This is a genomic window from Streptomyces sp. NPDC002793 (assembly GCF_040295485.1).
Lineage (GTDB): Bacteria > Actinomycetota > Actinomycetes > Streptomycetales > Streptomycetaceae > Streptomyces.
Window position 1 is genome coordinate 15,178 of record NZ_JBEOVL010000057.1, and the last position, 23,998, is coordinate 39,175.

General features: G+C 69.1%; 18 protein-coding genes. 11 read left to right on the forward strand and 7 right to left on the reverse strand.

The window, feature by feature from the left end:
* Positions 1–240: 240 nt before the first annotated feature.
* The 9 genes from ngcE (at position 241) to ABT001_RS32540 (ending at position 12,401) form a co-directional block, all read left to right on the forward strand.
* Positions 241–1,689 (forward strand): N-acetylglucosamine/diacetylchitobiose ABC transporter substrate-binding protein, encoded by a 1,449-nt coding sequence (gene ngcE, locus ABT001_RS32500; RefSeq protein ID WP_351284945.1) that lies wholly within the window; start codon positions 241–243, stop codon positions 1,687–1,689.
* 50 nt (positions 1,690–1,739) lie between these two features.
* Positions 1,740–2,663 (forward strand): carbohydrate ABC transporter permease, encoded by a 924-nt coding sequence (locus tag ABT001_RS32505; protein WP_351284946.1) that lies wholly within the window; start codon positions 1,740–1,742, stop codon positions 2,661–2,663.
* A 119-nt stretch (positions 2,664–2,782) separates the two neighbouring features.
* The gene (locus tag ABT001_RS32510) at positions 2,783–3,700 is read left to right on the forward strand and encodes a carbohydrate ABC transporter permease (RefSeq protein WP_351284948.1); all 918 of its coding nucleotides are present in this window, start codon (positions 2,783–2,785) and stop codon (positions 3,698–3,700) included.
* A gap of 280 nt (positions 3,701–3,980) precedes the next feature.
* Complete coding sequence (locus tag ABT001_RS32515) at positions 3,981–5,180, forward strand: ROK family transcriptional regulator (RefSeq protein WP_351284950.1); 1,200 nt, start codon at positions 3,981–3,983, stop codon at positions 5,178–5,180.
* Positions 5,181–5,299: 119 nt separating this feature from the next.
* A complete protein-coding gene (locus ABT001_RS32520) occupies positions 5,300–6,409 on the forward strand; it encodes a sugar ABC transporter substrate-binding protein (RefSeq protein ID WP_351284952.1) in 1,110 nt (369 codons plus the stop codon).
* 202 nt (positions 6,410–6,611) lie between these two features.
* Complete coding sequence (locus ABT001_RS32525; protein ID WP_014153351.1) at positions 6,612–7,400, forward strand: ATP-binding cassette domain-containing protein; 789 nt, start codon at positions 6,612–6,614, stop codon at positions 7,398–7,400.
* On the forward strand, positions 7,397–8,674 hold the full coding sequence (locus ABT001_RS32530; protein WP_351284954.1) for a sugar ABC transporter permease: 1,278 nt from the start codon (positions 7,397–7,399) through the stop codon (positions 8,672–8,674). The genes ABT001_RS32525 and ABT001_RS32530 overlap by 4 nt, the downstream gene beginning before the upstream one ends.
* Positions 8,675–8,838: 164 nt before the next feature.
* The gene (gene dxs / locus ABT001_RS32535; RefSeq protein WP_351284956.1) at positions 8,839–10,755 is read left to right on the forward strand and encodes a 1-deoxy-D-xylulose-5-phosphate synthase; all 1,917 of its coding nucleotides are present in this window, start codon (positions 8,839–8,841) and stop codon (positions 10,753–10,755) included.
* A gap of 143 nt (positions 10,756–10,898) precedes the next feature.
* Positions 10,899–12,401: an amino acid permease gene (locus tag ABT001_RS32540; RefSeq protein ID WP_351284958.1), complete on the forward strand. Its 1,503-nt coding sequence runs from the start codon at positions 10,899–10,901 to the stop codon at positions 12,399–12,401.
* Between the two features lie 36 nt (positions 12,402–12,437).
* Here the strand turns inward: ABT001_RS32540 and ABT001_RS32545 are convergent, their stop codons facing one another.
* Positions 12,438–13,538 (reverse strand): LCP family protein, encoded by a 1,101-nt coding sequence (locus ABT001_RS32545; protein WP_351284960.1) that lies wholly within the window; start codon positions 13,536–13,538, stop codon positions 12,438–12,440.
* A gap of 229 nt (positions 13,539–13,767) precedes the next feature.
* Between ABT001_RS32545 and ABT001_RS32550 the strand changes: the two genes are divergently transcribed.
* The gene (locus ABT001_RS32550; protein ID WP_351284961.1) at positions 13,768–14,700 is read left to right on the forward strand and encodes a hypothetical protein; all 933 of its coding nucleotides are present in this window, start codon (positions 13,768–13,770) and stop codon (positions 14,698–14,700) included.
* A gap of 120 nt (positions 14,701–14,820) precedes the next feature.
* Here ABT001_RS32550 and ABT001_RS32555 read toward each other — a convergent pair whose 3' ends face one another.
* The 5 genes from ABT001_RS32555 to ABT001_RS32575 all read right to left on the reverse strand — a co-directional run bounded on the left by ABT001_RS32555 (position 14,821) and on the right by ABT001_RS32575 (position 21,370).
* On the reverse strand, positions 14,821–16,953 hold the full coding sequence (locus ABT001_RS32555) for a 3-hydroxyacyl-CoA dehydrogenase NAD-binding domain-containing protein (protein WP_351284963.1): 2,133 nt from the start codon (positions 16,951–16,953) through the stop codon (positions 14,821–14,823).
* Positions 16,950–18,179, reverse strand: a complete 1,230-nt coding sequence (locus ABT001_RS32560) for a thiolase family protein (RefSeq protein WP_351284964.1) — start codon at positions 18,177–18,179, stop codon at positions 16,950–16,952. Before ABT001_RS32560 ends, ABT001_RS32555 begins: the two co-directional genes overlap by 4 nt.
* 252 nt (positions 18,180–18,431) lie before the next feature.
* Positions 18,432–19,706: an HRDC domain-containing protein gene (locus ABT001_RS32565; protein ID WP_351284965.1), complete on the reverse strand. Its 1,275-nt coding sequence runs from the start codon at positions 19,704–19,706 to the stop codon at positions 18,432–18,434.
* Positions 19,707–19,825: 119 nt separating this feature from the next.
* Positions 19,826–20,488, reverse strand: coding sequence for a helix-turn-helix transcriptional regulator (locus ABT001_RS32570; protein WP_033300087.1), 663 nt, complete (start codon positions 20,486–20,488; stop codon positions 19,826–19,828).
* Between the two features lie 222 nt (positions 20,489–20,710).
* On the reverse strand, positions 20,711–21,370 hold the full coding sequence (locus ABT001_RS32575; protein WP_351284966.1) for a DUF3000 domain-containing protein: 660 nt from the start codon (positions 21,368–21,370) through the stop codon (positions 20,711–20,713).
* 158 nt (positions 21,371–21,528) lie between these two features.
* Between ABT001_RS32575 and hemE the strand changes: the two genes are divergently transcribed.
* Positions 21,529–22,572, forward strand: coding sequence for a uroporphyrinogen decarboxylase (gene hemE / locus ABT001_RS32580; RefSeq protein WP_351284967.1), 1,044 nt, complete (start codon positions 21,529–21,531; stop codon positions 22,570–22,572).
* Between the two features lie 13 nt (positions 22,573–22,585).
* Here hemE and ABT001_RS32585 read toward each other — a convergent pair.
* Positions 22,586–23,998 (reverse strand): FAD-dependent oxidoreductase (locus tag ABT001_RS32585; protein WP_502967560.1); only part of this gene is annotated, 1,413 nt, incomplete at its 5' end.

The following is a 23,998-nucleotide window of genomic DNA, read 5'->3' on the forward strand; positions in this document are numbered from 1 at the left end:
CTGTCGGCGTCCGCACAGCCGCTTCACAACGGCACGCGGGCGCGGGGGAGGGGATCTGCTGTGGGCGCGCGAGACGGCCCGCCGTACGTTTTCCCGAAACTCCTCCACTGCATCGAGCAATCCGGCAATGTGCACGACCCAAGCGCAACTGACCGCGGTGGCGGGGCCCTTCGCCTGAGGCGAATTCATCACGGGTGACCGGTACACCGCCTGAGTCCTGGAGAAGGCGAGGACTTGAGCATGGGATCCACCTCCGGCCGCACGAATGAGGGCCTTGGCCGTCGCGATGTGATCAAGCGTTCTGCCGCACTCGGCCTGATCGCCGTTCCGACGATGAGCTTCCTGTCGGCGTGCGCGAGCAGCGACGGCGGAAGTGACGAGAAGGCCGAAAAGGGCACCAAGAGCGCGAAGAACCCGCTCGGCGTCAATGAGACCGCCGCCCTCGAAGTCGTGATCTTCAACGGTGGTTTCGGCGAGCAGTACGCCATCGACGCCGAGAAGAAGTACAACGAGGCCTTCCCCAAGGCACCGAAGGTCAAGCACTCCGCGACCGAGAAGATCCAGTCGATCCTGCAGCCCCGCTTCAACGGTGGCACCCCGCCGGACCTGATCGACAACTCGGGCGCCGAGCAGATGGACATGGGCGTCCTGGTCGGCAAGAAGCAGCTCGCCGACCTCACACCGCTGATGGACGCCCCGTCCTACGACGACCCCGCCAAGAAGGTGCGCGACACGCTGCGCCCCGGCGTCCTGGAGATGGGTCAGTTCGACGGCGACCCGGTCTGGGTCATGTACTACGCGTACACGGTCTACGGGGTCTGGTACTCGCAGACCAACCTCGAGAAGCTCGACGCGACGTACCCGGAGACCTGGGACGACATGCTCGCGCTGTGCGCGAAGGCGAAGAAGCAGGGCATCGCCGGCTGGACGTACCCGGGCAAGTACCCGTACTACCTGCCGTTCTCGCTGTACCCCTTCATCGCCAAGATCGGCGGCCGTGAGGTCCTCGACAGGATCGACAACCTGGAGCCCAACGCCTGGAAGGACCCGGCCGTCAAGGCCGCCTTCGAGGCGTACTACGAGCTCTTCGCCAAGGGCTACATCCTCAAGGGCACGCCCGGTCTGACCCACATCCAGTCGCAGACCGAGTGGACCAAGGGCAAGGCGCTCTTCATCCCGAACGGCTCGTGGGTGGAGAACGAGGCAGCGCCCACCACGCCGGACGACTTCAAGATGATGGTCGGCGCGCCGTCCAGCCTGGACGCGTCCGACAAGATGCCGTTCGGCACCCTCTGGGCGTCCGGCGGAGAGCCGTTCATCGTCCCGGCCAACGCGAAGAACACCGAGGGCGGCATGGAGCAGCTGCGCATCATGCTCAGCGAGGAGTCCTCCAAGAACTTCACCAAATCGGTGAAGTCCCTCAGCGCCTTCAACGGCGGTACCGACGGCCTGACGCTCTCCACCGCCCTGCAGTCCGGCGTCGACGTGCTGGCGAAGGCCGGCGAGAACGTGGTGAACCCGCGCATGCAGGACTGGTACGTGAAGCTGCAGAAGGAGCAGATCGGCATCGCCGGACTCGGCGAGATGATGGCCGGGCGTGCGACCCCGGCGGAGACCATCAAGAAGATCCAGGCCTTCGCCGACGCGGCGGCCAAGGACCAGTCCATCAAGCACTACAAGCACCAGTGAGCCCCCGTCACCAGCGGCGGCACCCGCTCAGAGATCGGGGTCGGTAGACGATGCAGCACGGCAAGTACCGGTTCATCGTGGGGTTCCTGGCAGCCCCACTGGCGTTGTACGCCATCTTCGTGATCTGGCCCTTCGTCCAGTCCATCTACTACTCCTTCACGGACTGGACCGGACTGAGCGCGGACTTCGAGATGGTCGGCTTCGACAACTACAGCCGGATGCTCGACGACGACATCTTCTGGAAGTCGTTGCAGCACAGTGTGCTGCTCGCGGTGCTGCTGCCGCTGGTGACGCTGGGCCTGGCGCTCTTCTTCGCCTTCATGCTCAATGTCGGCGGCCGGCGGCGGAAGAACGCCGCGGTCGCCGGGGTGCGGGGTTCCGCCTTCTACAAGATCGCCTATTTCTTCCCGCAGGTCCTGTCGATCGTGATCGTGGCCCTGCTCTTCCAGTTCGCTTTCAATCCGACCTCCGGAATGCTGAACGCGACATTGAAGGGCGTCGGCCTCAAGAGCCTTCAGCCGGACTGGCTGGGCGACCCCGACCTGGCGCTCTACTGCGTGATGGTGGTGCTGATCTGGTCGACGGTCGGTTTCTTCGTCGTCCTCTTCTCCGCGGGTATGGCGTCGATCCCCAAGGACTTCTACGAGGCCGCGCTGCTCGACGGGGCCGACCGCATCACCACGTTCTTCAGGATCACGCTGCCGCTGCTCTGGGACACCGTGCAGTCCGGCTGGGTCTACATGGGCATCCTGGCCCTCGGCGTGGAGGCCTTCACCGCCGTACAGGTCATGACGGTGGGACCGGGCGGTCCCGACTACTCCACCACCGTCCTGCCGCTGTACGTCTACCAGACGGCCTTCAGGGACGCCCAGGCCGGCTACGCGACCACGATCGGCGTCGGACTGCTCATCGTCACCATGCTCTTCGCCGGCATCGTGATGCGGCTGGGCCGGCGCGAACGGCTGGAGTTCTGATGCCGCCAGGCAGGCGGGACTCCCGAAACACGCCCGAGGTCCGGCGACCGCAGGGCCGGCCCCACGCAGAACAGTTCGGTCCCGGTGGCCGGCCCGACAGTTGTACGAGGTGAGCACGCATGAAGGTCACTGAGACCCCGCCCGCCGTCCCGGCACCGCGCTCTCCGGTGACGAAGACGAAGGCTCCGGTGGACGAGCCGGCCAAGAGCAGCGAGGGCAAGGTCCTCAACGTCTTCTCGCACGGTGTGCTGGTGATCTGGGCGGTGCTCGTCGTCATGCCGCTGCTCTGGGCGGTGATGTCGTCCTTCAAGACGGACGACTCGATCCTCTCGACGCCCTGGTCGCTGCCCGACCGGCTGCACTTCGAGAACTGGTCACGGGCCTGGAGCCAGGCCCACATGAGTGACTACTTCCTCAACACCATCCTGGTGGTGGGCGGTTCACTCGTCGGCACACTGCTGCTCGGCTCGATGGCGGCGTACGTGCTGGCGCGGTTCGACTTCCCGGGGAACCGCTTCATCTACTTCCTCTTCATCGGCGGGATGAGCTTCCCGATCATCCTGGCGCTGGTCCCGCTGTTCTTCGTGATGAACAACATGGGCCTGCTGAACTCGGTGCACGGCCTGATCCTCGTGTACATCGCGTACTCGCTGCCGTTCACCGTCTTCTTCCTCACCTCGTTCTTCCGGACCCTGCCGAGCTCGATCGCGGAAGCGGCCATGCTCGACGGCGCCTCGCACACCCGGACGTTCTTCCAGGTGATGCTGCCGATGGCGAAGCCCGGCCTGATCAGTGTCGGCATCTTCAACTTCCTCGGGCAGTGGAACCAGTACATGCTGCCGACGGTGCTCAACACCGACCCGGACGGCAAGGTGCTCTCCCAGGGGCTGGTCGAACTGGCCACCAGCCAGGGGTACAAGGGGGACTGGTCGGGCCTCTTCGCGGGGCTGGTCATGGCGATGCTGCCGGTCCTGGGCGCCTACATCGTCTTCCAGCGGCAGGTCGTCGCGGGGCTGACGGCGGGGGCGCTGAAGTAGGGCCGGCTCCACCCGGCGAGCGTTCACGTATCAGAGGTTCTCGTCCTCACCGGGCGGCAACGCGGACCGGAAACGAACAGGCCCTCGGGGCCAGGAACCACCCCTCGGTCACCGGCCGGGGGGTGTTTTCCTGTGCTTTCCACCGTTTTCGTCGCTGTCCGGTTGTGGAGGCGCCATGCTCATCGGAGTCTGCGGCTGCTCAAGGTCTTGACGGGGGGCACCCCAAAACGCTCAGCTTAGGGTTCACATGTTGGAGAAAACGGCAGGAGTGAGTGAGTCGATGGAGACTCCGGGGTCGCAGACATCTCTGCATCGGGCCAACCTTGAGCGGGTCGTACGTGCCGTAAGGATGGCGGGGTCCCTGACCCAGGCCGAGATCGCCAGGAGCACCGGTCTCTCCGCAGCCACTGTCTCCAACATCGTCCGCGAACTCAAGGAGAGCGGCACGGTCGAGGTGACCCCCACCTCGGCGGGCGGGCGCCGGGCCAGGAGCGTCTCCCTGAGCGGGGACGCGGGCATCGTCATAGGGGTGGACTTCGGGCATACGCACCTCCGGGTGGCCATCGGCAACCTGGCCCACCAGGTGCTGGCCGAGGAGTCCGAGCCGCTCGATGTGGACGCCTCGTCGGCGCAGGGGTTCGGCCGGGCGGAACAGCTGGTCAACCGCCTGATCGAGACCACCGGCATCAGCCCCGGGAAGGTGATCGGCGTCGGCCTCGGCGTACCGGGCCCCATCGACGTCGAATCCGGCACGCTGGGCTCCACCTCGATCCTCCCGGGCTGGACGGGCATCAATCCCGGCCAGGAGCTCGCCGGCCGTCTCGGTGTGCCGGTGTACGTGGACAACGACGCCAACCTCGGAGCGCTCGGGGAGCTCGTCTGGGGCAGCGGGAGGGGGGTCAAGGACCTCGCCTACATCAAGGTCGCCAGCGGTGTCGGCGCCGGTCTGGTGATCGACGGGCACATCTACCGGGGCCCGGGCGGCACGGCCGGCGAGATCGGCCACATCACGCTCGACGAGGCGGGCCCTGTCTGCCGCTGCGGCAACCGCGGCTGCCTGGAGACCTTCACCGCCGCCCGGTACGTCCTGCCGCTACTGAAGCCCAGCCACGGGGCCGATCTCACCATGGAGCGGATGGTCCAGCTGGCCCGCGAGGGTGATCCGGGCTGTCGTCGGGTCATCGGGGACGTCGGCCGGCACATCGGCAGCGGGGTCGCGAACCTGTGCAACCTGCTCAACCCGAGCCGGGTGGTGCTCGGCGGATCCCTCGCGGAGGCGGGCGAGTTGGTGCTGGCACCCATCCGTGACTCGGTCTCGCGCTACGCCATCCCCAGCGCCGCGCGGCAGCTCTCGGTGCTCCCCGGAGCGCTCGGGGGGCGGGCCGAGGTGCTGGGTGCTCTGGCCCTCGTGCTCAGCGAGATGGGGGATTCAACCCTTTTGGAGAGCACCCTTCCGTCCGCCACTCCTGCCTTCACTTAGATAACGAATGGCACCGTTGTCATCTCGTTAAGTATTTACTCCTTGACGCCGCCTCTGCGGCCGAGTTGACTTCCAGCCACCTCGGCCGCAACGTCGCGGCCTCGTCAGGGAGGTTCGAAATGAACACGCGTATGCGTCGTGCCGCCGTTGCCGTCGCCGCCACCACCATGGCTGTGTCTCTTGCCGCTTGCGGGAGCGCCAAAGAGTCCGGCGACAAGACCAGCTCGGAGTCGGCCAAGAAGGGCGACGACCTCAAGATCGGTCTGCTTCTCCCCGAGAACGTCACGGCCCGTTACGAGAAGTTCGACAAGCCGATCATCGAGAAGAAGGTCGGCGAGCTGACCGGGGGCAAGGCGGAGGTCGTCTACGCCAACGCCAAGCAGGACGCCACGCTGCAGGCGCAGCAGGTCGACACCATGATCACGAACAAGGTCGACGCGCTCATCATCGACGCCGTCGACTCCAAGGCCATCGAGAACAGCGTGAAGAAGGCCAAGGACGAGGGCATCCCCGTCGTCGCCTTCGACCGCCTCGCCGAGGGCCCGATCGACGCCTACACCTCCTTCGACAACGAAGAGGTCGGCCGCGTGCAGGGCACGGCCCTGCTGGAGGCCCTGGGCGACGCCGCCAAGCCCACCGTCGTGATGATGAACGGCGCGATCACCGACCCGAACGCCGCGCTCTTCAAGAAGGGCGCCAAGTCGGTCCTCGACGGCAAGGTGACGTACGGCAAGGAGTACGACACCAAGGAGTGGAAGCCGGAGAACGCCAACGCCAACATGGAGGGCGCGATCACGGCCCTCGGCAAGGACAAGATCGCCGGCGTCTACTCCGCCAACGACGGCATGGCGGGTGGCATCATCCAGGCCCTCAAGTCCGCCGGTGTCTCCAAGCTCCCGCCGGTCACCGGCCAGGACGCCGAACTCGCCGGTGTCCAGCGCATCATCACCGGTGAGCAGTTCATGAGCGTCTACAAGCCCTACCCGCAGGAGGGCATCGTCGCCGCGGAGATGGCCGTCGCACTCGCCAAGGGCGAGAAGCTCGACGGCATCGCGACGTCCAAGGTCGACAACGCCGGCACGAAGGGCATCGCCACCGTGCTCGTCCCGGTCGTCTCGCTGACCAAGGACAACATCAAGGACACCGTCATCAAGGACGGCATCTACACGCTCGACGAGATCTGCACGGCCAAGTACAAGGACGACTGCACCGCCGCCGGACTCAAGTAGGCCGCGCGGCGGGACCGGCCACCCCGGCCGGTCCCGCCCGGCCCGCTGCACGAAGCCTGTCCGGTGCCTCGCCCACCAACTGTCCCGCTGCCGGGCGGGGCGCCGGACGGAACGCTTCGTCCCCTCCCTTTTCATACTTCTGCTCAAACCACCGCGCCTTCCCCCAGGCGCGGTATCCCCGCCGGGTCAGGCGGCGAAGGAGATGGTTCACGTGTCCGCTACGCCCGTGTTGGCGTTGCGAGGGGTCTCCAAGCGATTCGGTGCCGTCCAGGCGCTCACCGACGTAGAGCTTGAGGTCCACGCCGGTGAGGTGGTCGCCCTGGTGGGTGACAACGGCGCCGGTAAATCAACGCTGGTCAAGACGATCGCAGGGGTGCACCCCATCGATGACGGAGTCATCGAGTGGGACGGCCGAGCGGTCCAGATCAACAAGCCGCACGATGCTCAGAACCTGGGGATCGCGACCGTCTACCAGGACCTCGCGCTCTGCGACAACATCGATGTCGTCGGCAACCTCTACCTCGGCCGGGAGCTCCGCAAGTTCGGAATCCTCGACGAGGTCGAGATGGAGCGCCGATCCCGCGAGCTCCTCAGCACGCTGTCGATCCGCATCCCCAGCGTCCGCATCCCGATCGCGTCGCTCTCCGGCGGTCAGCGCCAGACCGTCGCCATCGCCCGCTCCATGCTGGGCGAGCCCAAGCTCGTCATCCTCGACGAGCCCACCGCCGCACTCGGGGTCGAGCAGACCGCGCAGGTCCTCGACCTCGTCGAGCGGCTGCGTGAGCGAGGCCACGCGGTCATCCTCATCAGCCACAACATGGCCGATGTGAAGGCCGTCGCCGACAAGGTCGCCGTGCTCCGGCTGGGCCGGAACAACGGTGTCTTCGACGTGAAGACCACCTCGCAGGAAGAGATCATCTCCGCCATCACGGGCGCCACGGAGAACGCCGTGACCCGTCGTGCGGCGCGCAACGCGGAGGCCCAGAAGTGACTACCGACAAGACGTCCACCGCAGTGGTCAACCCGGAGGCCGCCAAGGGCGCCGACACCGTGGTCGACCCCCGGCTCCTGGTGCGTGAGCAGGGCCTCGCCGGCTACCTCACCGAGTTCAAGCGCAAGATGCGCGGGGGTGACCTCGGCTCGATCCCCGTGGTCATCGGCCTGATCATCATCGGCGTGGTCTTCCAGAGCCTGAACTCCGAGTTCCTCTCGGCGAAGAACATCAGCGACATCGCCGTGACGATGGTGGCCACCGGCATGATGGCCGTCGGCATCATCTTCGTGCTGCTGCTCGGCGAGATCGACCTGTCGGTCGGCTCGGTCAGTGGTGTCTCGGGCGCCGTCGTCGCCGTGCTCAGTGTCACGCACGGCATGAACGAGTGGCTCGCCATACTCGTCGCCATCGTCAGCGGCGCTGTCATCGGGGCCATCCACGGCTTCTTCTTCGCCCGGATCGGCGCCCCGGCGTTCGCCGTCACCCTCGCCGGCCTGCTGTTCTGGCTGGGGTTCATGCTCCAGCTGCTCGGTGACACGGGAACGATCAACCTGGACAGCGACGGCGTGGTCGGCAGCCTGACCACGTACTACTTCTCGGACGTCGCCGCCGCCTACGGCCTCGCCGCCGTCGCGGTGATCGGCTACTTCCTCTCCGCGTTCCTGGACACCCGCCGGCGGGAGGCCGCCGGCATCCCCTCGCGGCCGCTGGTCGACATCGTGATCCGCACCGTCGTCCTCACGGTGTTCGCCTTCGGCGCGGCGTTCATGTTCAACCAGTACCGCGGTCTCCCGCTGGCCCTGGTCCTCTTCCTGATCGTCCTGGTCGGTACGGACTTCGTCCTGCGCCGCACGTCCTACGGGCGCAAGATCTTCGCGCTCGGAGGCAGCGTCGAGGCGTCCCGCCGCGCGGGCATCAACGTCACCGCGATCCGCGTCTCGGTCTTCGCCATCGCCGGCACCTTCGCGGCCGTCGGCGGCCTGTTCTGGGCTTCCAAGATCGCGGCGGCCAACCAGGGCTCCGGCGCCGGTGACCTCCTGATGAACGTCATCGCCGCGGCCGTCATCGGCGGTACCAGCCTCTTCGGTGGCCGGGGACGCACCTGGAACGCACTGCTCGGCGTCATGGTGATCGTCTCGATCCAGTACGGCCTGGCGCTGGAAGGCATCGCCACACCGATCAACTACATGATCACCGGTGCTGTTCTTCTCATCACGGTCGTCATCGACTCCATCACCCGTAAGACGCAGAAGACCGCGGGCCGCGCCTGACCGTCGTACCTGCGCACATGTGCCCGGCATCCTCCGAGATGCCGGGCACCTGCGCGTCCGGCGCGGCCCGGTGCGGCGCGACGGAATGTGCCGCCCGCTGACCGGCGCCGCCGGGGGAACACTAGACTCATCGGATCGACACGCTCACACGCAAGGAGGCACGGGTGGACCTGCTGACCCGCATCAGGGGACCGCGCGACCTGGACCGGCTCGGCCTCGAGCAGCTCGACCAGCTCGCCGGCGAGATCCGTACCTTCCTCGTCGAGGAGGTGGCCAAGACCGGCGGTCACCTGGGCCCGAACCTGGGCGTGGTCGAGCTGACCATCGCCCTGCACCGGGTCTTCGAGTCCCCGCAGGACAAGGTCCTCTTCGACACCGGCCACCAGAGCTATGTGCACAAGCTGCTCACCGGCCGGCAGGACTTCTCGAAGCTCAAGAGCAAGGGCGGACTCTCCGGATACCCGTCCCGCGCGGAGTCCGAGCACGACGTCATCGAGAACTCGCACGCCTCGACGGTGCTCGGCTGGGCCGACGGCCTCGCCAAGGCCAACGAGATCCTGAAGAAGGACGACCACGTCGTCGCGGTCATCGGTGACGGGGCCCTCACCGGCGGTATGGCCTGGGAGGCGCTGAACAACATCGCCGCCGCCAAGGACCGCCCCCTCGTCATCGTCGTCAACGACAACGAGCGCTCGTACGCCCCGACCATCGGCGGCCTCGCGAACCACCTCGCCACCCTCCGCACCACGGACGGGTACGAGCGGTTCCTGGCCCGTGGCAAGGACCTCCTGGAGCGCACTCCGGTCGTCGGCAGGCCGCTCTACGAGACCCTGCACGGCGCCAAGAAGGGCCTCAAGGACTTCATCGCCCCGCAGGGCATGTTCGAGGACCTCGGCCTGAAGTACGTCGGCCCCATCGACGGCCACGACATCGAGGCCCTGGAATCCGCGCTCCAGCGGGCCAAGCGCTTCGGCGGCCCGGTCATCGTGCACTGCCTGACCGAGAAGGGGCGCGGTTACACCCCCGCCCTCCAGGACGAGGCGGACCGTTTCCACGCGGTCGGCAAGATCCACCCGGACACCGGCCTGCCCATCTCCACCTCCGGCCTGGACTGGACCTCGGTCTTCGGCGAGGAGATGGTCAAGCTGGGCCATGAGCGCGAGGACATCGTCGCCATCACGGCGGCCATGCTCCAGCCCGTCGGCCTCGGGAAGTTCGAGGAGGCCTTCCCGGACCGGATCTACGACGTGGGGATCGCCGAGCAGCACGCCGCGGTCTCCGCGGCGGGCCTGGCCACCGGCGGCCTGCACCCCGTCTTCGCGGTCTACGCGACCTTCCTGAACCGCGCCTTCGACCAGGTCCTGATGGACGTGGCCCTGCACAGGTGCGGGGTCACCTTCGTCCTGGACCGGGCCGGAGTCACGGGCACGGACGGTGCCTCGCACAACGGCATGTGGGACATGTCGATCCTGCAGTGCGTGCCGACCCTGCGCATCGCCGCCCCGCGCGACGCCGACCAGGTCCGCGCCCAGCTGCGCGAGGCCGTCGCCGTCGACGATGCGCCCACCGTCGTCCGTTTCTCCAAGGGCGCGGTCGGCCCCGCGGTCAAGGCCGTGGGCACCGCGGGCGGCATGGACATCCTGCGTACGGCGGGTGCGGACCAGCCGGACGTGCTCCTGGTCTCCGTCGGCGCCCTCGCCCCGATGTGCCTGGAGATCGCAGCCCTGCTGGACGCCCAGGGCATCTCCACGACCGTGGTGGACCCGCGCTGGGTCAAGCCCGTCGACGAGGCGCTCGCCCCGCTCGCCGCGGAGCACCGGGTCGTCGTCACCGTCGAGGACAACAGCAGGGCCGGCGGTGTCGGCTCCGCCGTCGCCCAGGCGCTGCGCGACGCCGACGTCGACGTACCCCTGCGTGACTTCGGCATCCCGCCGGTCTTCCTCGACCACGCCTCGCGCGGCGAGGTCCTGGCCGAGATCGGACTGACCGCGCCGGACATCGCCCGCCAGGTCACCGGCCTGGTCGCCAAGCTCGACGGACGGTACGAGAGCCACGCCGTGGAGCAGCCCGTCCGCGACTGATCCGCCGCACGCGCATGGGCCGGCCGCCCACCCCACACGGGTGGTGCGACCGGCCCATTCGCGTGAAAGAGAGGTGTAAGGAGCGTGCGGGGGGTGCCGGGTCCGAATCATGGCGTGCACGACGAGTGCGTGGAGGTACGCCGGTGAGCACGCAGCAGGACACGCCCCCCAGCGGGAAGGGACTGTTCAGGACCAAGACGGTCGAACAGTCCATCCGCGATACCGAAGAACCGGAGCACGCCCTCAAGAAGTCCCTCTCCGCGGTGGACCTCACGGTCTTCGGAGTGGGTGTCATCATCGGCACCGGAATCTTCGTCCTCACGGGCAAGGTCGCCAAGGAGACAGCGGGCCCCGCCACGGCCCTTGCGTTCGTCGCGGCGGGTGTGGTCTGTGCGCTCGCGGCACTGTGCTACGCCGAGTTCGCCTCCACCGTCCCGGTGGCCGGATCGGCGTACACCTTCTCGTACGCCTCTCTGGGCGAGCTGGTGGCCTGGATCATCGGCTGGGACCTGGTGCTGGAATTCGCCCTGGGCACCGCGGTGGTGGCGGTCGGCTGGTCCGGCTACGTCCGCTCGCTCCTGGACAACGTCGGCTGGTCGATGCCCGACGCGCTCTCCGGGCCGGACGTGGCGAGCGGCTTCGGCTTCGACGTCCTGGCGTTCGTCCTGGTGCTGGTCCTGACCGCGATCCTGGTGCTCGGGATGAAGCTCTCCGCCCGGGTGACCACGGTCGTCGTCATCATCAAGCTCGCGGTCGTGGGTATCGTGATCATCGCCGGGGCGTTCTTCATCAAGGCGTCCAACTACTCGCCCTTCATCCCCGAGGCGGAGAAGCAGCCCGCGGGGTCGGGCATGGACGCACCGCTGGTCCAGCTGATCTTCGGCTACGAACCGACCAACTTCGGCATCATGGGCATCTTCACCGCGGCGTCCATCGTCTTCTTCGCCTTCATCGGCTTCGACGTCGTGGCCACCGCGGCGGAGGAGACCAAGCTGCCGCAGCGCGACATGCCGCGCGGCATCCTCGCGTCGCTCGTCATCTGCACCCTGCTCTACGTCGCCGTGTCGGTCGTCGTCACCGGCATGCAGCACTACTCCGAGCTTTCCGTCAGCGCCCCGCTCGCGGACGCGTTCAAGGCCGTCGGACACCCCTTCTACGCCGGCGTCATCAGCTTCGGCGCCGCGGTCGGTCTCACCACGGTCTGCATGATCCTGCTGCTCGGCCAGACCCGGGTGTTCTTCGCGATGAGCCGTGACGGGCTGCTCCCGAGGTTCTTCTCGGTGACCCACCCGCGCTTCCACACCCCGTACCGCCCGACGGTCCTGCTCGGCGTGGTCATCGCGATCGTGGCCGGCTTCACGAGCATCAACGAGCTGGCGACCCTGGTGAACATCGGTACGCTCTTCGCGTTCGTGGTCGTGGCCCTCGGCGTCATCGTCCTGCGCCGCACCCGTCCCGACCTCCACCGGGCCTTCCGTACCCCGTGGGTGCCGCTGCTTCCGATCGTCTCGGTGGCCGCCTCGGTCTGGCTGATGCTGAACCTGCCGGCGGAGACCTGGCTGCGGTTCGGGATCTGGATGCTGCTCGGCGTGATCATCTACTTCGCCTACGGGCGCAGGAACAGCCGTATGGCGAAGGCTCGTTGACGGGCGGCTGACCTGGCGTCCCCGGAGGACGCCAGGTCAGCCGCCGGTGGCCGGGGACTTCTTGGCGGACTCGGGAATCGTGCCGTCCGTCCGGATGGCCTTCCAGAGGTCGGCGGCCTGCGGTTCCGAGGCCACCACTCGGTTCGGGTCCTGCGTGTCGTAGGCGACCGGCAGCATGATCGTCTCCATCGAGGAGGGATCGACGCCGTTCATCGAGCGGGCGAACTCGCTGAGCGAGGTCAGTGACGCGAGCCCCTCGTCGGTCGTCAGCGACTTGGTCGCGGAGCCGGCGATCCTGTAGGCGGTCGCCGGACTGCTGAGCAGGTCCTGCGACTTGATCTCCTTCAGCAGCGCCATCAGGAACTGCTGCTGGAGCCCGATCCGGCCCAGGTCACTCCCGTCGCCCACGCTCTTCCGGGTCCGCACGAAGGCCAGCGACTCCGTGCCGTCCAGCTTGTGCTCACCCGCCGTCAGATCGAGCCCGGACGCCTTGTCGTGGATGGGTTCCTCGACGTCGACGGTGACGCCGCCTATCGCGTCGACCAGGTCCTTGAACCCGGCGAAATCGATCTCCAGGTAGTGGTCGATGCGGACCCCGGACATCTTCTCGACGGTCTTGACCACGCAGGCCGGGCCCGCGAGGGCGTACACGGCGTTGAACATCTCGCGCTTCTTCTCGGGCAGTTCCGAGCCGCCTGACGTCGTGCACCGCGGCCGGGTCACGAGGGTGTCGCGGGGGACGGACACGGCGACGGCCTCGGACCGGCCCTCGGGTATGTGCACCACCATGGTGGTGTCGGACCGTGCCCCGCCGACGTCGCCGCCCCCGCCCAGATCCTTGTTCTCCGTCCCGGCGCGCGAGTCGGAACCGAGGACGAGCAGGTTCTGCCCTGTGGTGGGGAGCTTCTCGGGACGCTCCTCACCGAGCGCCCTGTCGATGTCGACGCCCCTGATGTTGCCGTCGAGGTCCTGGTACATCCAGTACGCGGTGCCGCCACCGGCGAGCAGGAGGACGACCAGTACCCCGAGCGTGATCTTGAGGCCGCGGCGGCGCCCGGGTTCCTTCTCCCGGCCCAGCTTCGGTGGGTCCGCCCGTCGTGAGGCGCTGGGGCCCGGGGCTACGGCGTCGTGGCTCATCCTGTTCGAGTCCCTTGATCTCGCGGCCCGGTAGGGCTGTGGGCGGGCTGGACCCGGGTGGGGGGAGGAGCCGGTCCGATGTCGGTGGTGCGTAGCACTATAGACAGCGGGTCGAGCATGCGTGCGAGGAATGTCGGGCTCCGTGCGAGCCGCGCCTCCCCCTCCCATGCGTTCTGCCTCGCGACCGGCGTGGCTGCCCGCGCTCACAAGATCGGAGACATCCCGCACCATGTCCGTAGCAGTTTCAGGCAGGGGCCCGTTCAGCGGCATCGAGACCTCCGGGACGTACCCGGTCCAGTTCCGCTTCTCCCACGCGAAGAAGGGGAACCGGCATCTGGTGGTGGTCTTCGCCGAGATCGCCGCTCCCGATGACTACGGGTGGTCGAACGGGGCCTTCGGCGGTCTCCGGTCGAACATCCTCTGGATACGGGACCAGTTCGACGGCCACAACAGTTACTACCTCTGCAAGGGGATGGACTTCGACCTGGAACGGTCCGTCGTCACCCTGATATCGAACGTGATGAACTCACTGGGCCTCACACCGGACCGGTGCACCATGTGGGGCAGCTCCAAGGGCGGCAGCGCGGCCCTCTACTTCGGCCTGAAGTACGGATTCCGCAACATCGTGTCGATCGTCCCTCAGTTCCGGATCGGCACCTACCTGGGAAAGCATCCGAAGGTCGCCGAGTACATGATGGGACAGGTCACGGAGACCAACGTCCACGTCCTCGACAACGTGATCCCCGACCTGGCACGCGCAGAGGTGAACCGCGATGCCAACATCTACGTGCTGTCCTCCCCGCAGGACGAGCAGTACCCGGTGCAGGTGGAGCCCTACCTCGGTCTTTTCGGCGGCTACGAGAACTTCAACTTCATCTTCAGCGACTCCCCCTTCATTCCCGGTCATACCCAGGTGACCCGGCGGAACGTCCCCGTGCTCATGGGATTGATCAACTTCCTCATCGACGGCATGGCGCCGCGCCTCGGGTTCGCCGTCAACGGCAGGGAGCAGCCCGACGCCGACAGGTCCGGCATGGACCGCTACCTCGACGGGACGTCACCGGTGCGCTCGTCCTTCCCCGCACCGGTGGCCCTCGCACCTTCGCCGGGTCATGTCCACGCACCCACCGTGCGGTTCACCGGCTCCGAGCCAACGCGGTGAACGGGTGTGTGCCGACCCGGACGACGAGGCCGGCTGCCGCGGAGACGGCCGCTCCCGGCGGGCCCGCAACGCGAACGGGCCGCACGGGCAGATGCCCGTGCGGCCCGTCCACGGCTCGTGCTACGCCGGGACGCTCGCCACGCCCGGGGCCAGGAACCGCTTCCCGTTGACCCGCTCCGAGACGCCCTCACGGTCCAGGTACGGCGTGATGCCGCCCAGGTGGAAGGGCCAGCCCGCGCCGGTGATCAGGCAGAGGTCGATGTCCTGGGGCTCGGCCACGACGCCCTCGGCCAGCATGAGGCCGATCTCCTGCGCCACCGCGTCCAGGACGCGGTCACGGACCTGGTCCTCCGTCAGGACGGTGTCGCCCTGCTCGAGGAGGGCGGCGACCTCCGGGTCCAGCTCCGGCTTGCCGGAGTCGTAGACGTAGAAGCCGCGCTTGCCGGCCTTGACGACCGCCGCGAGGTTCCCGGAGACCGTGAAGCGCTCCGGGAAGGCACGGTTCAGGGTCTCGGAGACGTGCAGCCCGATGGCCGGGCCGACCAGCTCCAGCAGCACCAGCGGGGACATCGGCAGGCCGAGGGGCTCGATGGCCTTCTCCGCCGTCGCGACGGGGGTGCCCTCGTCGATGATGTTCTGGATCTCGCCCATGAAACGGGTGAGGATGCGGTTGACGACGAACGCCGGGGCGTCCTTCACCAGGACCGCGGTCTTCTTCAGCTTGCGGGCGACGCCGAAGGCCGTGGCCAGCGAGGCGTCGTCGGTCTGCTCACCGCGGACGATCTCCAGGAGCGGGAGGATCGCGACCGGGTTGAAGAAGTGGAAGCCGACGACCCGCTCGGGGTTCTTCAGCTTCGACGCCATCTCGGTGACCGAGAGGGACGAGGTGTTCGTGGCGAGGATCGCGTGCGCCGGGGCGACCGCCTCGACCTCCGCGAACACCTGCTGCTTGACCCCGATCTCCTCGAAGACGGCCTCGATGATGAAGTCGGCGTCGGAGAAGCCCTCCGCCTTGTCCAGCACACCGGAGACCAGGGCCTTGAGGCGGTTGGCCTTGTCCTGGTTGATACGGCCCTTGCCGAGCAGCTTGTCGATCTCGGCCTGGACATAGCCCACGCCCTTGTCCACGCGCTCCTGGTCGATGTCCGTGAGGACGACCGGGACCTCCAGGCGGCGCAGGAAGAGCAGCGCGAGCTGGCTGGCCATCAGGCCCGCGCCCACGACGCCGACCTTGGTGACCGGACGGGCCAGGGACTTGTCCGGGGCGCCGGCCGGGCGCTTGGCGCGCTTCTGGACCAGGTTGAAGGAGTAGATGCCGGAGCGCAGCTCGCCGCCCATGATCAGGTCCGCGAGGGCCTGGTCCTCGGCGTCGAACCCGGCGCTCAGGTCGCCGTCCTTGGCCGCGGCGATGATTTCCAGCGCGCGGTACGCGGCCGGGGCCGCCCCGTGCACCTTGGAGTCGGCGATCGCCTTGCCGCGGGCGACGGCCTGGTCCCAGGCATCACCGCGGTCGACCTCGGGGCGCTCGACCGCGATCTCGCCCTTGAGGACGGACGCGGTCCAGATCAGCGACTGCTCCAGGAAGTCCGCGCCCTCGAAGATCGCGTCGGCGATCCCGAGCTCGAAGACCTGCGCGCCCTTGAGCTGGCGGTTCTGGTTCAGCGAGTTCTCGATGATCACCGAGACCGCACGGTCGGCGCCGACCAGGTTGGGGAGCAGCGCGCAGCCGCCCCAGCCGGGAACCAGACCGAGGAAGACCTCGGGCAGCGAGAACGCGGGGATCGCGGTGGAGACGGTGCGGTACGAGCAGTGCAGACCGATCTCCACACCGCCGCCCATGGCCGCGCCGTTGTAGTACGCGAACGTCGGGACCGCGAGGCCGGACAGCCGGCGGAACACGTCGTGGCCGCCCTTGCCGATGGCCAGCGCGTCCGAGTGGTTCTTGAGGAGCTCGACGCCCTTGAGATCGGCGCCGACCGCGAAGATGAACGGCTTGCCGGTGACACCGGCACCGACGATCGCGCCCTCGGCGGCCTCCTTCTCGACCTGGTCGACGGCGGCGTTCAGGTTCGCCAGCGACTGGGGGCCGATGGTGGTCGGCTTGGTGTGGTCGAGGCCGTTGTCCAGCGTGATGAGGGCGAAACGGCCCGCACCGCCGGGCAGGTCGAGGTGGCGTACGTGCGCCTGCGTGACGACCTCGCCGGGGAACAGCTCGGCCGCACCCTTCAGAAGCTCAGTGGTGGTGGTGCTCACTTGTTGCCTCCGGCTGCGTTCTCGAAGTGCGGGTTCTCCCAGACGACCGTGGCGCCCATGCCGAAGCCGACGCACATCGTCGTCAGGCCGTAGCGGACCTCCGGCTGCTCCTCGAACTGGCGGGCCAGCTGAGTCATCAGGCGGACGCCGGAGGAGGCCAGCGGGTGGCCGTAGGCGATCGCGCCGCCGTACTGGTTGACGCGCCGGTCGTCGTCGGCGATGCCGTAGTGCTCCAGGAAGGCGAGCACCTGCACGGCGAAGGCCTCGTTGATCTCGAAGAGACCGATGTCGTCGATGGAGAGACCGGCCTTGGCCAGGGCCTTCTCCGTCGCCGGGATCGGACCGTAGCCCATGACCTCCGGCTCCACACCGGCGAAGGCGTACGACACGAGGCGCATCCTGACCGGGAGGCCCAGCTCGCGGGCGGTCTCCTCGGACGCGAGGAGCGACGCCGTGGCGCCGTCGTTGAGACCCGCGGCGTTGCCGGCCGTCACGCGGCCGTGGGCGCGGAACGGGGTCTTCAGACCGGCCAGGGACTCCAGCGTGGTGCCCGGGCGCATCGGCTCGTCGGCGGTGACCAGGCCCCAGCCCGTCTCCCCGGCCTCGGCGTTGGTGCGGCGCACGGAGACCGGCACCAGGTCCTGCTGGATCTTGCCGTTGGCGTACGCCTTGGCGGCCTTCTCCTGCGAACGGACCGCGTACTCGTCGGCGCGCTGCTTGGTGATCGAGGGGTACCTGTCGTGCAGGTTCTCCGCGGTCATCCCCATGAAGAGGGCGGACTCGTCGACCAGCTTCTCCGACACGAGGCGCGGGTTGGGGTCCACGCCCTCGCCCATCGGGTGGCGGCCCATGTGCTCGACACCACCGGCGATGACGACGTCGTACGCGCCGAAGGCGATGGAACCGGCCGTCGAGGTGACGGCGGTCAGGGCGCCCGCGCACATGCGGTCGATGGAGTAACCGGGTACCGACTGCGGCAGACCGGCCAGGATTCCGGCGGTACGCCCGAGGGTGAGGCCCTGGTCGCCGATCTGCGTGGTCGCGGCGATGGCGACCTCGTCGATCTTGGCGGGGTCCAGGTCCGGGTTGCGGCGCAGCAGCTCCCGGATGGCCTTCACGACGAGATCGTCGGCGCGGGTCTCGTGGTAGATGCCCTTCGGGCCCGCTTTGCCGAACGGGGTGCGGACGCCGTCGACGAAGACGACGTCCCGGATGGTACGAGGCACGGTGGCTCTCCTCCAGGGTGCGGGGTGGCACTGCTGCGGGCGCGCACATCGGCGCACCACGCCCCTCATGCTACTTGCGGGTAACCAGACTGCCCACCCCCCACCGCCGGAGCGGTGAAGGTCACACGCGGCGAGAGCGGTGAACTGGCGTGAATTCGATCCTCCTCGACGAGGAGGACCACCGGGTGGGCGCGACACGCGTACGCCCCCCTGCCTGCTCCGACAGAGGGGCGTACGCGTGTTCGGGATGTCTCAGGCGCTCGTGTCCAGGGCCCGCAGCAGCAGGGGGCCGACCTGCTCGATCTGCCAGTGGCGTGCCCCGTGCCCGGCCAGCGCGGTCTCCACCGTGTCCGGGGTCAGGACCTTGGGCGGCTCCCAGCAGACCCGGCGCACCGTGTCCGGGGTGATCAGGTTCTCCTGCGGCATGTTCAGCCGCTCGGCGAGCTCCGACACGGCGGTGCGGGCCGCCGACAGCCGGGCCGCGGCGGCCGGGTCCTTGTCCGCCCAGGAGCGGGGCGGCGGCGGCCCCGCCGGCTGCTGGCCGGGCTGCGGCAGCTCCGACTCCGGCAGCTCCTTGGCCCGGTCCACGGCTGCCTGCCACTGCTCCAGCTGACGGCGCCCCATGCGGTGCCCGAAGCCGGGCAGCGCGGTGAGCGCGTGCACGTTCGCCGGGAGTGCCAGGGCGGCCTCGATGATCGCCGCGTCGCCGAGCACCTTGCCGGGCGAGATGTCGCGGCGCTGCGCCACCTGGTCACGGGCGGTCCACAGCTCGCGTACGACCGCGATCTGGCGGCGGCGGCGCACCTTGTGCATGCCGGAGGTCCGACGCCACGGGTCCTTGCGCGGGGGAGCGGGGGGTGCCGAGGCGATCGCGGCGAACTCCTCCAGCGCCCACTCCAGCTTGCCCTGCCGGTCCAGCTCCTCTTCCAGGGCGTCGCGCAGGTCCACCAGCAGCTCGACATCGAGTGCGGCGTAGCGCAGCCAGGGGTCGGGCAGGGGGCGGGTCGACCAGTCGACCGCGGAGTGGCCCTTCTCCAGCGCGTAACCGAGGACGTTCTCGACTATGGCGCCCAGGCCGACGCGCGGGAATCCCGCGAGCCGTCCGGCGAGCTCCGTGTCGAAGAGCGAGGTGGGGGTCATGCCTATGTCGCGCAGGCAGGGCAGGTCCTGGGTGGCGGCGTGCAGGATCCACTCGGTGCCCGTGAGGGCCTCGCCGAGTCCGGACAGGTCGGGGCAGCCGACCGGGTCGATCAGCGCGCTTCCCGCGCCCTCGCGGCGCAGCTGCACGAGGTAGGCGCGCTGCCCGTATCGATAGCCCGAGGCGCGCTCGGCGTCCACGGCGACGGGACCGGTGCCCGCGGCGAAGTCCGCGATCACCTGGGCCAGCGCGTCGTCGGACGCCACCACGGGCGGGATGCCCTCGCGCGGTTCGAGCAAGGGGATCGGCGCCGGGGCGACGTCGGCCGGGGGAGCGCCCCCGGTGGTTCGCAGTGAGGTGTCTTCTGCGGTCTCTTGGGCGTCGGTCACAGGCCAAGGGTATCTGTGTATGTGCGCCGCCCGTCGACGGAACGTTCCGTCGACGGGCGGCCATGCGCGTAAACCGGCCGGTTACGCGTCCGCGCAGGTGTCGGCAGGTCCTGAGGGGGTCAGTGGATGATGCCCGTACGCAGGGCAACGGCGACCATCCCGGCGCGGTCCCCGGTGCCGAGCTTGCGGGCGATACGGGCGAGGTGGCTCTTGACGGTGAGGGCGGAGAGGCCCATCGAGACGCCGATGGCCTTGTTGGACTGGCCTTCGGCGACCAGGCGGAGCACCTCCACCTCACGGCCGGAGAGTTCGCGGTAGCCGCCCGGGTGGCTCGGGGAGCCGGGAGGCCTGCGGTGCATGCGGGCTGCGTTGGCGCCGATCGGGGCGACGCCGGGACGGGTCGGGTGGCCGATGTTGGTGCGGGTGCCGGTGACGACATAGCCCTTCACGCCGCCCGCGAGGGCATTGCGTACCGCGCCGATGTCATCGGCGGCGGAGAGGGCGAGGCCGTTCGGCCAGCCGGCGGCTCGGGTCTCGGACAGCAGGGTCAGCCCGGAACCGTCGGGCAGGTGGACGTCGGCAACACAGATGTCGCGTGGGTTGCCGACGCGGGGGCGGGCCTCCGCGATGGACGACGCCTCGATGACGTCACGAACTCCGAGTGCCCACAGATGGCGGGTGACGGTGGAACGGACGCGCGGGTCGGCCACGACGACCATGGCCGTCGGCTTGTTCGGGCGGTAGGCGACCAGGCTTGCGGGCTGCTCGAGGAGAACGGACACCAGGCCTCCTGGGGGGAGTGGCGGGACGGGGCCGGCTCGGGGGTGAAGCCGGGGCGAACCGTGCTTGAAGGGTCATTGACCTCTTCGGCAGCAGGCGCGTCCTCCTTTAGAGGAAGATCACGATTTAGTGAGTAACAATTCGGGCAAATAGGACGGGCGATCGATTGTACGAAAAGAGAGCCGGTCCGTGTGCGACCGGCTCTCCGTAAAGATGACGCAGCGTTATGGCGTCCGGGGGCCACGCCGCTGGGGCAGCGTCACCACCGCCGCGTCGGCCGTACCCGACGGCGGCAGGCCCGCGAGCTGGCAGAGCAGATCGCCCCAGGCAACCAGATGGGCCCCCATGTCCGGCACCCCGCCGTGTCCCCCACGCGGTGTCCACGAGGCCCGGATCTCGATCTGCGTGGCGGGGCGGCGCGCGGACAGCGCGCCGAAGTAGTGCGAGCCGGCACGCGTCACCGTCCCGCCGGCCTCCCCGTACGAGAGGCCGCGGGCCTCCAGCGCACCCGTGAGCCACGACCAGCACACCTCGGGCAGCAGCGGGTCGGCCGCCATCTCCGGTTCCAGCTCGGCCCGTACGAGCGTCACCAGGCGGAACGTGCCCTGCCAGGCGTCGTGTCCGGCCGGATCGTGCAGGAGGACCAGGCGGCCGTCGGCGAGATCGTCCTCGCCCTCCACGACGGCGGCCTCCACGGCGTACGCGTGCGGGGCGAGCCGCTGCGGCGGCCGTGTGGGCTCGACCTCCAGTTCGGGGCGAAGGCGGGCGGAACGCAGCGCGTCGACCGCCGACCGGAACGCGAGCGGGACGGTGTCGCCGTCCGCGCCCTCCTCGCTGTCAGTGCCATCGGAATGATCGGAAAATTGTCCCTGAGCCGGAGCCATGCGGGGAAGCGTAGGCGGAACCGGAGCGCCGTGCAGGGAGGGACACCCATGCGACGTCCGGCTCGTTGCCGCTCCGTGCGAAGATTCTGTGCGTGAGTGCCAACGACCTTCCCCGAGAGTCCAGCCCGGCCCGATCCGGGGAGGGCCCCTCGTCGGGCCTGCGGACGAATCCCGCCACCCGTGAATCGGCGTTCCTCAAGGCCTGCCGCCGCGAGCCCGTGCCGCACACCCCGGTCTGGTTCATGCGCCAGGCGGGACGCTCGCTGCCCGAGTACCTGAAGGTCCGCGAGGGCATCGCGATGCTCGACTCCTGCATGATGCCGGAGCTGGTCACCGAGATCACGCTGCAGCCCGTGCGCCGTCACAAGGTCGACGCCGCGATCTACTTCAGCGACATCGTCGTACCGCTCAAGGCCATCGGCATCGACCTCGACATCAAGCCCGGCGTGGGCCCGGTGATCGCCGAGCCGATCCGCACCCGCGCCGACCTGGCCCGGCTGCGCGACCTCACCCCCGAGGACGTCCCGTACGTCACCGAGGCCATCGGGATGCTCACCGCGGAGCTCGGCGCCACGCCGCTGATCGGATTCGCCGGTGCGCCGTTCACTCTTGCGAGCTACCTCGTGGAGGGCGGCCCGTCCCGCAACCACGAGCGCACCAAGGCCATGATGTACGGCGAGCCGGAGCTCTGGGCGGCCCTGCTCGACCGGCTCGCGGAGATCACCGGTGCGTTCCTGAAGGTCCAGATCGAGGCCGGTGCGTCCGCCGTCCAGCTCTTCGACTCCTGGGTGGGCGCCCTGGCCCCGGCCGACTACCGCCGCTCCGTGATGCCGGCCTCCGCGAAGGTCTTCGACGCCGTCGCGTCGTACGGCGTCCCGCGCATCCACTTCGGCGTCGGCACCGGCGAACTGCTCGGCCTGATGGGCGAGGCCGGAGCGGACGTCGTCGGGGTGGACTGGCGCGTCCCGATGGACGAGGGCGCCCGCCGGGTCGGCCCCGGCAAGGCGCTCCAGGGCAATCTGGACCCGGCGGTGCTGTTCGCGCCGACCGAGGCGGTGCAGGCGAAGACCCGTGAGGTGCTCGACGCCGCCGCGGGCCTCGACGGCCACATCTTCAACCTCGGACACGGCGTCATGCCGACCACACCGCCGGACGCCCTGACGCGCCTCGTCGAGTACGTGCACCAGCAGACGGCGCGCTGAGGTCCGTCCGCGATCAGCCTCCGGCCGCCCGCACCGCCGTCACGGCCTTGCGGGCGGCCACCAGGACCGGGTCCCAGACCGGGGAGAACGGCGGGGCGTAGCCGAGGTCGAGGGCCGTCATCGCCTCCACCGTCATCCCGGCGGTCAGCGCCACCGCCGCGACGTCCACCCGCTTCGCGGCCCCCTCACGGCCCACGATCTGTACGCCCAGGAGCCGGCCCGTGCGGTACTCCGCCAGCATCTTCACCGTCATCGGCTTCGCACCCGGGTAGTAGCCGGCACGCCCCGTCGACTCGATCGTCGCCGTGACGTAGCGCAGGCCCACCGAACGCGCGTCCTTCTCCCGCAGCCCGGTCCTGGCGATCTCCAGGTCGCAGACCTTGCTCACCGCCGTACCCACGACGCCGGGGAACGTGCCGTAGCCGCCGCCGACGTTGGACCCGATGATCTGGCCGTGCTTGTTGGCGTGGGTGCCGAGCGCGATGTGCCGGGTGCGGCCGGCGACCAGGTCCAGGACCTCGACACAGTCCCCGCCCGCCCAGATGTCGTCCTGCCCCACCACCCGCATCGACAGGTCCGTCAGGAGGCCGCCGTGCGGTCCCAGCGGCAGACCGGCCTCCCGGGCCAGGGCGGTCTCCGGCTCCACACCGATGCCGAGCACGACGACGTCCGCGGGGTAGGTCCCCCCGTCCGTGACGACCGCCGTCGCCCGGCCGTCCGGGCCGGTGTGGATCCGGGTGACCGCGGCGCCGTTGACCGTGGTGATGCCCAGCCCGTCCATCGCGTCGTGGACCAGCCGTCCCATGTCCGGATCGAGCGTCGCCATCGGCTGCGCGCCGCGGTTGAGCACCGTCACCTGGAAGCCGCGCTTGAGCATCGCCTCGGCCATCTCGACGCCGATGTAGCCCGCGCCGATGACGACCGCCCGGCGCCCCCGGGCCCGGTCCAGCGACTTCAGGAGCGCCTCGCCGTCGCCCAGGGTCTGCACGCCGTGGACGCCCGGCGCGTCGATCCCGGGCAGACCGGGGCGCACCGGCCGGGCACCCGTGGCGAGCACCAGCTTGTCGTAGCCCGTCCAGTAGGTCTCGCCGCTGTCCCGGTCCAGCGCCCGTACACGGTGCCCGGCGACATCGATCTCCGTCACCTCGGTGCGGGTGCGCAGATCGATGGAACGGGCCCGGTGCTCCTCGGGCGTACGGGCGATGAGGGCGTCGGGGCCCTCCACGTCGCCGCTCACCCAGTACGGGATGCCGCAGGCGGAGTACGACGTGAAGTCGCCGCGCTCGAAGGCGACGATGCTCATCGCCTCGGGCTCCTTGAGCCTGCGGGCCTGGGGGGGGGGGGGCGGGCCCGCCCCCGCGCCCCCCCCCCTAAACCCTCCTTGCGGGGGCCAGGGCGGGGTGCCGGGGCCCCGCGGGGGAGGTGC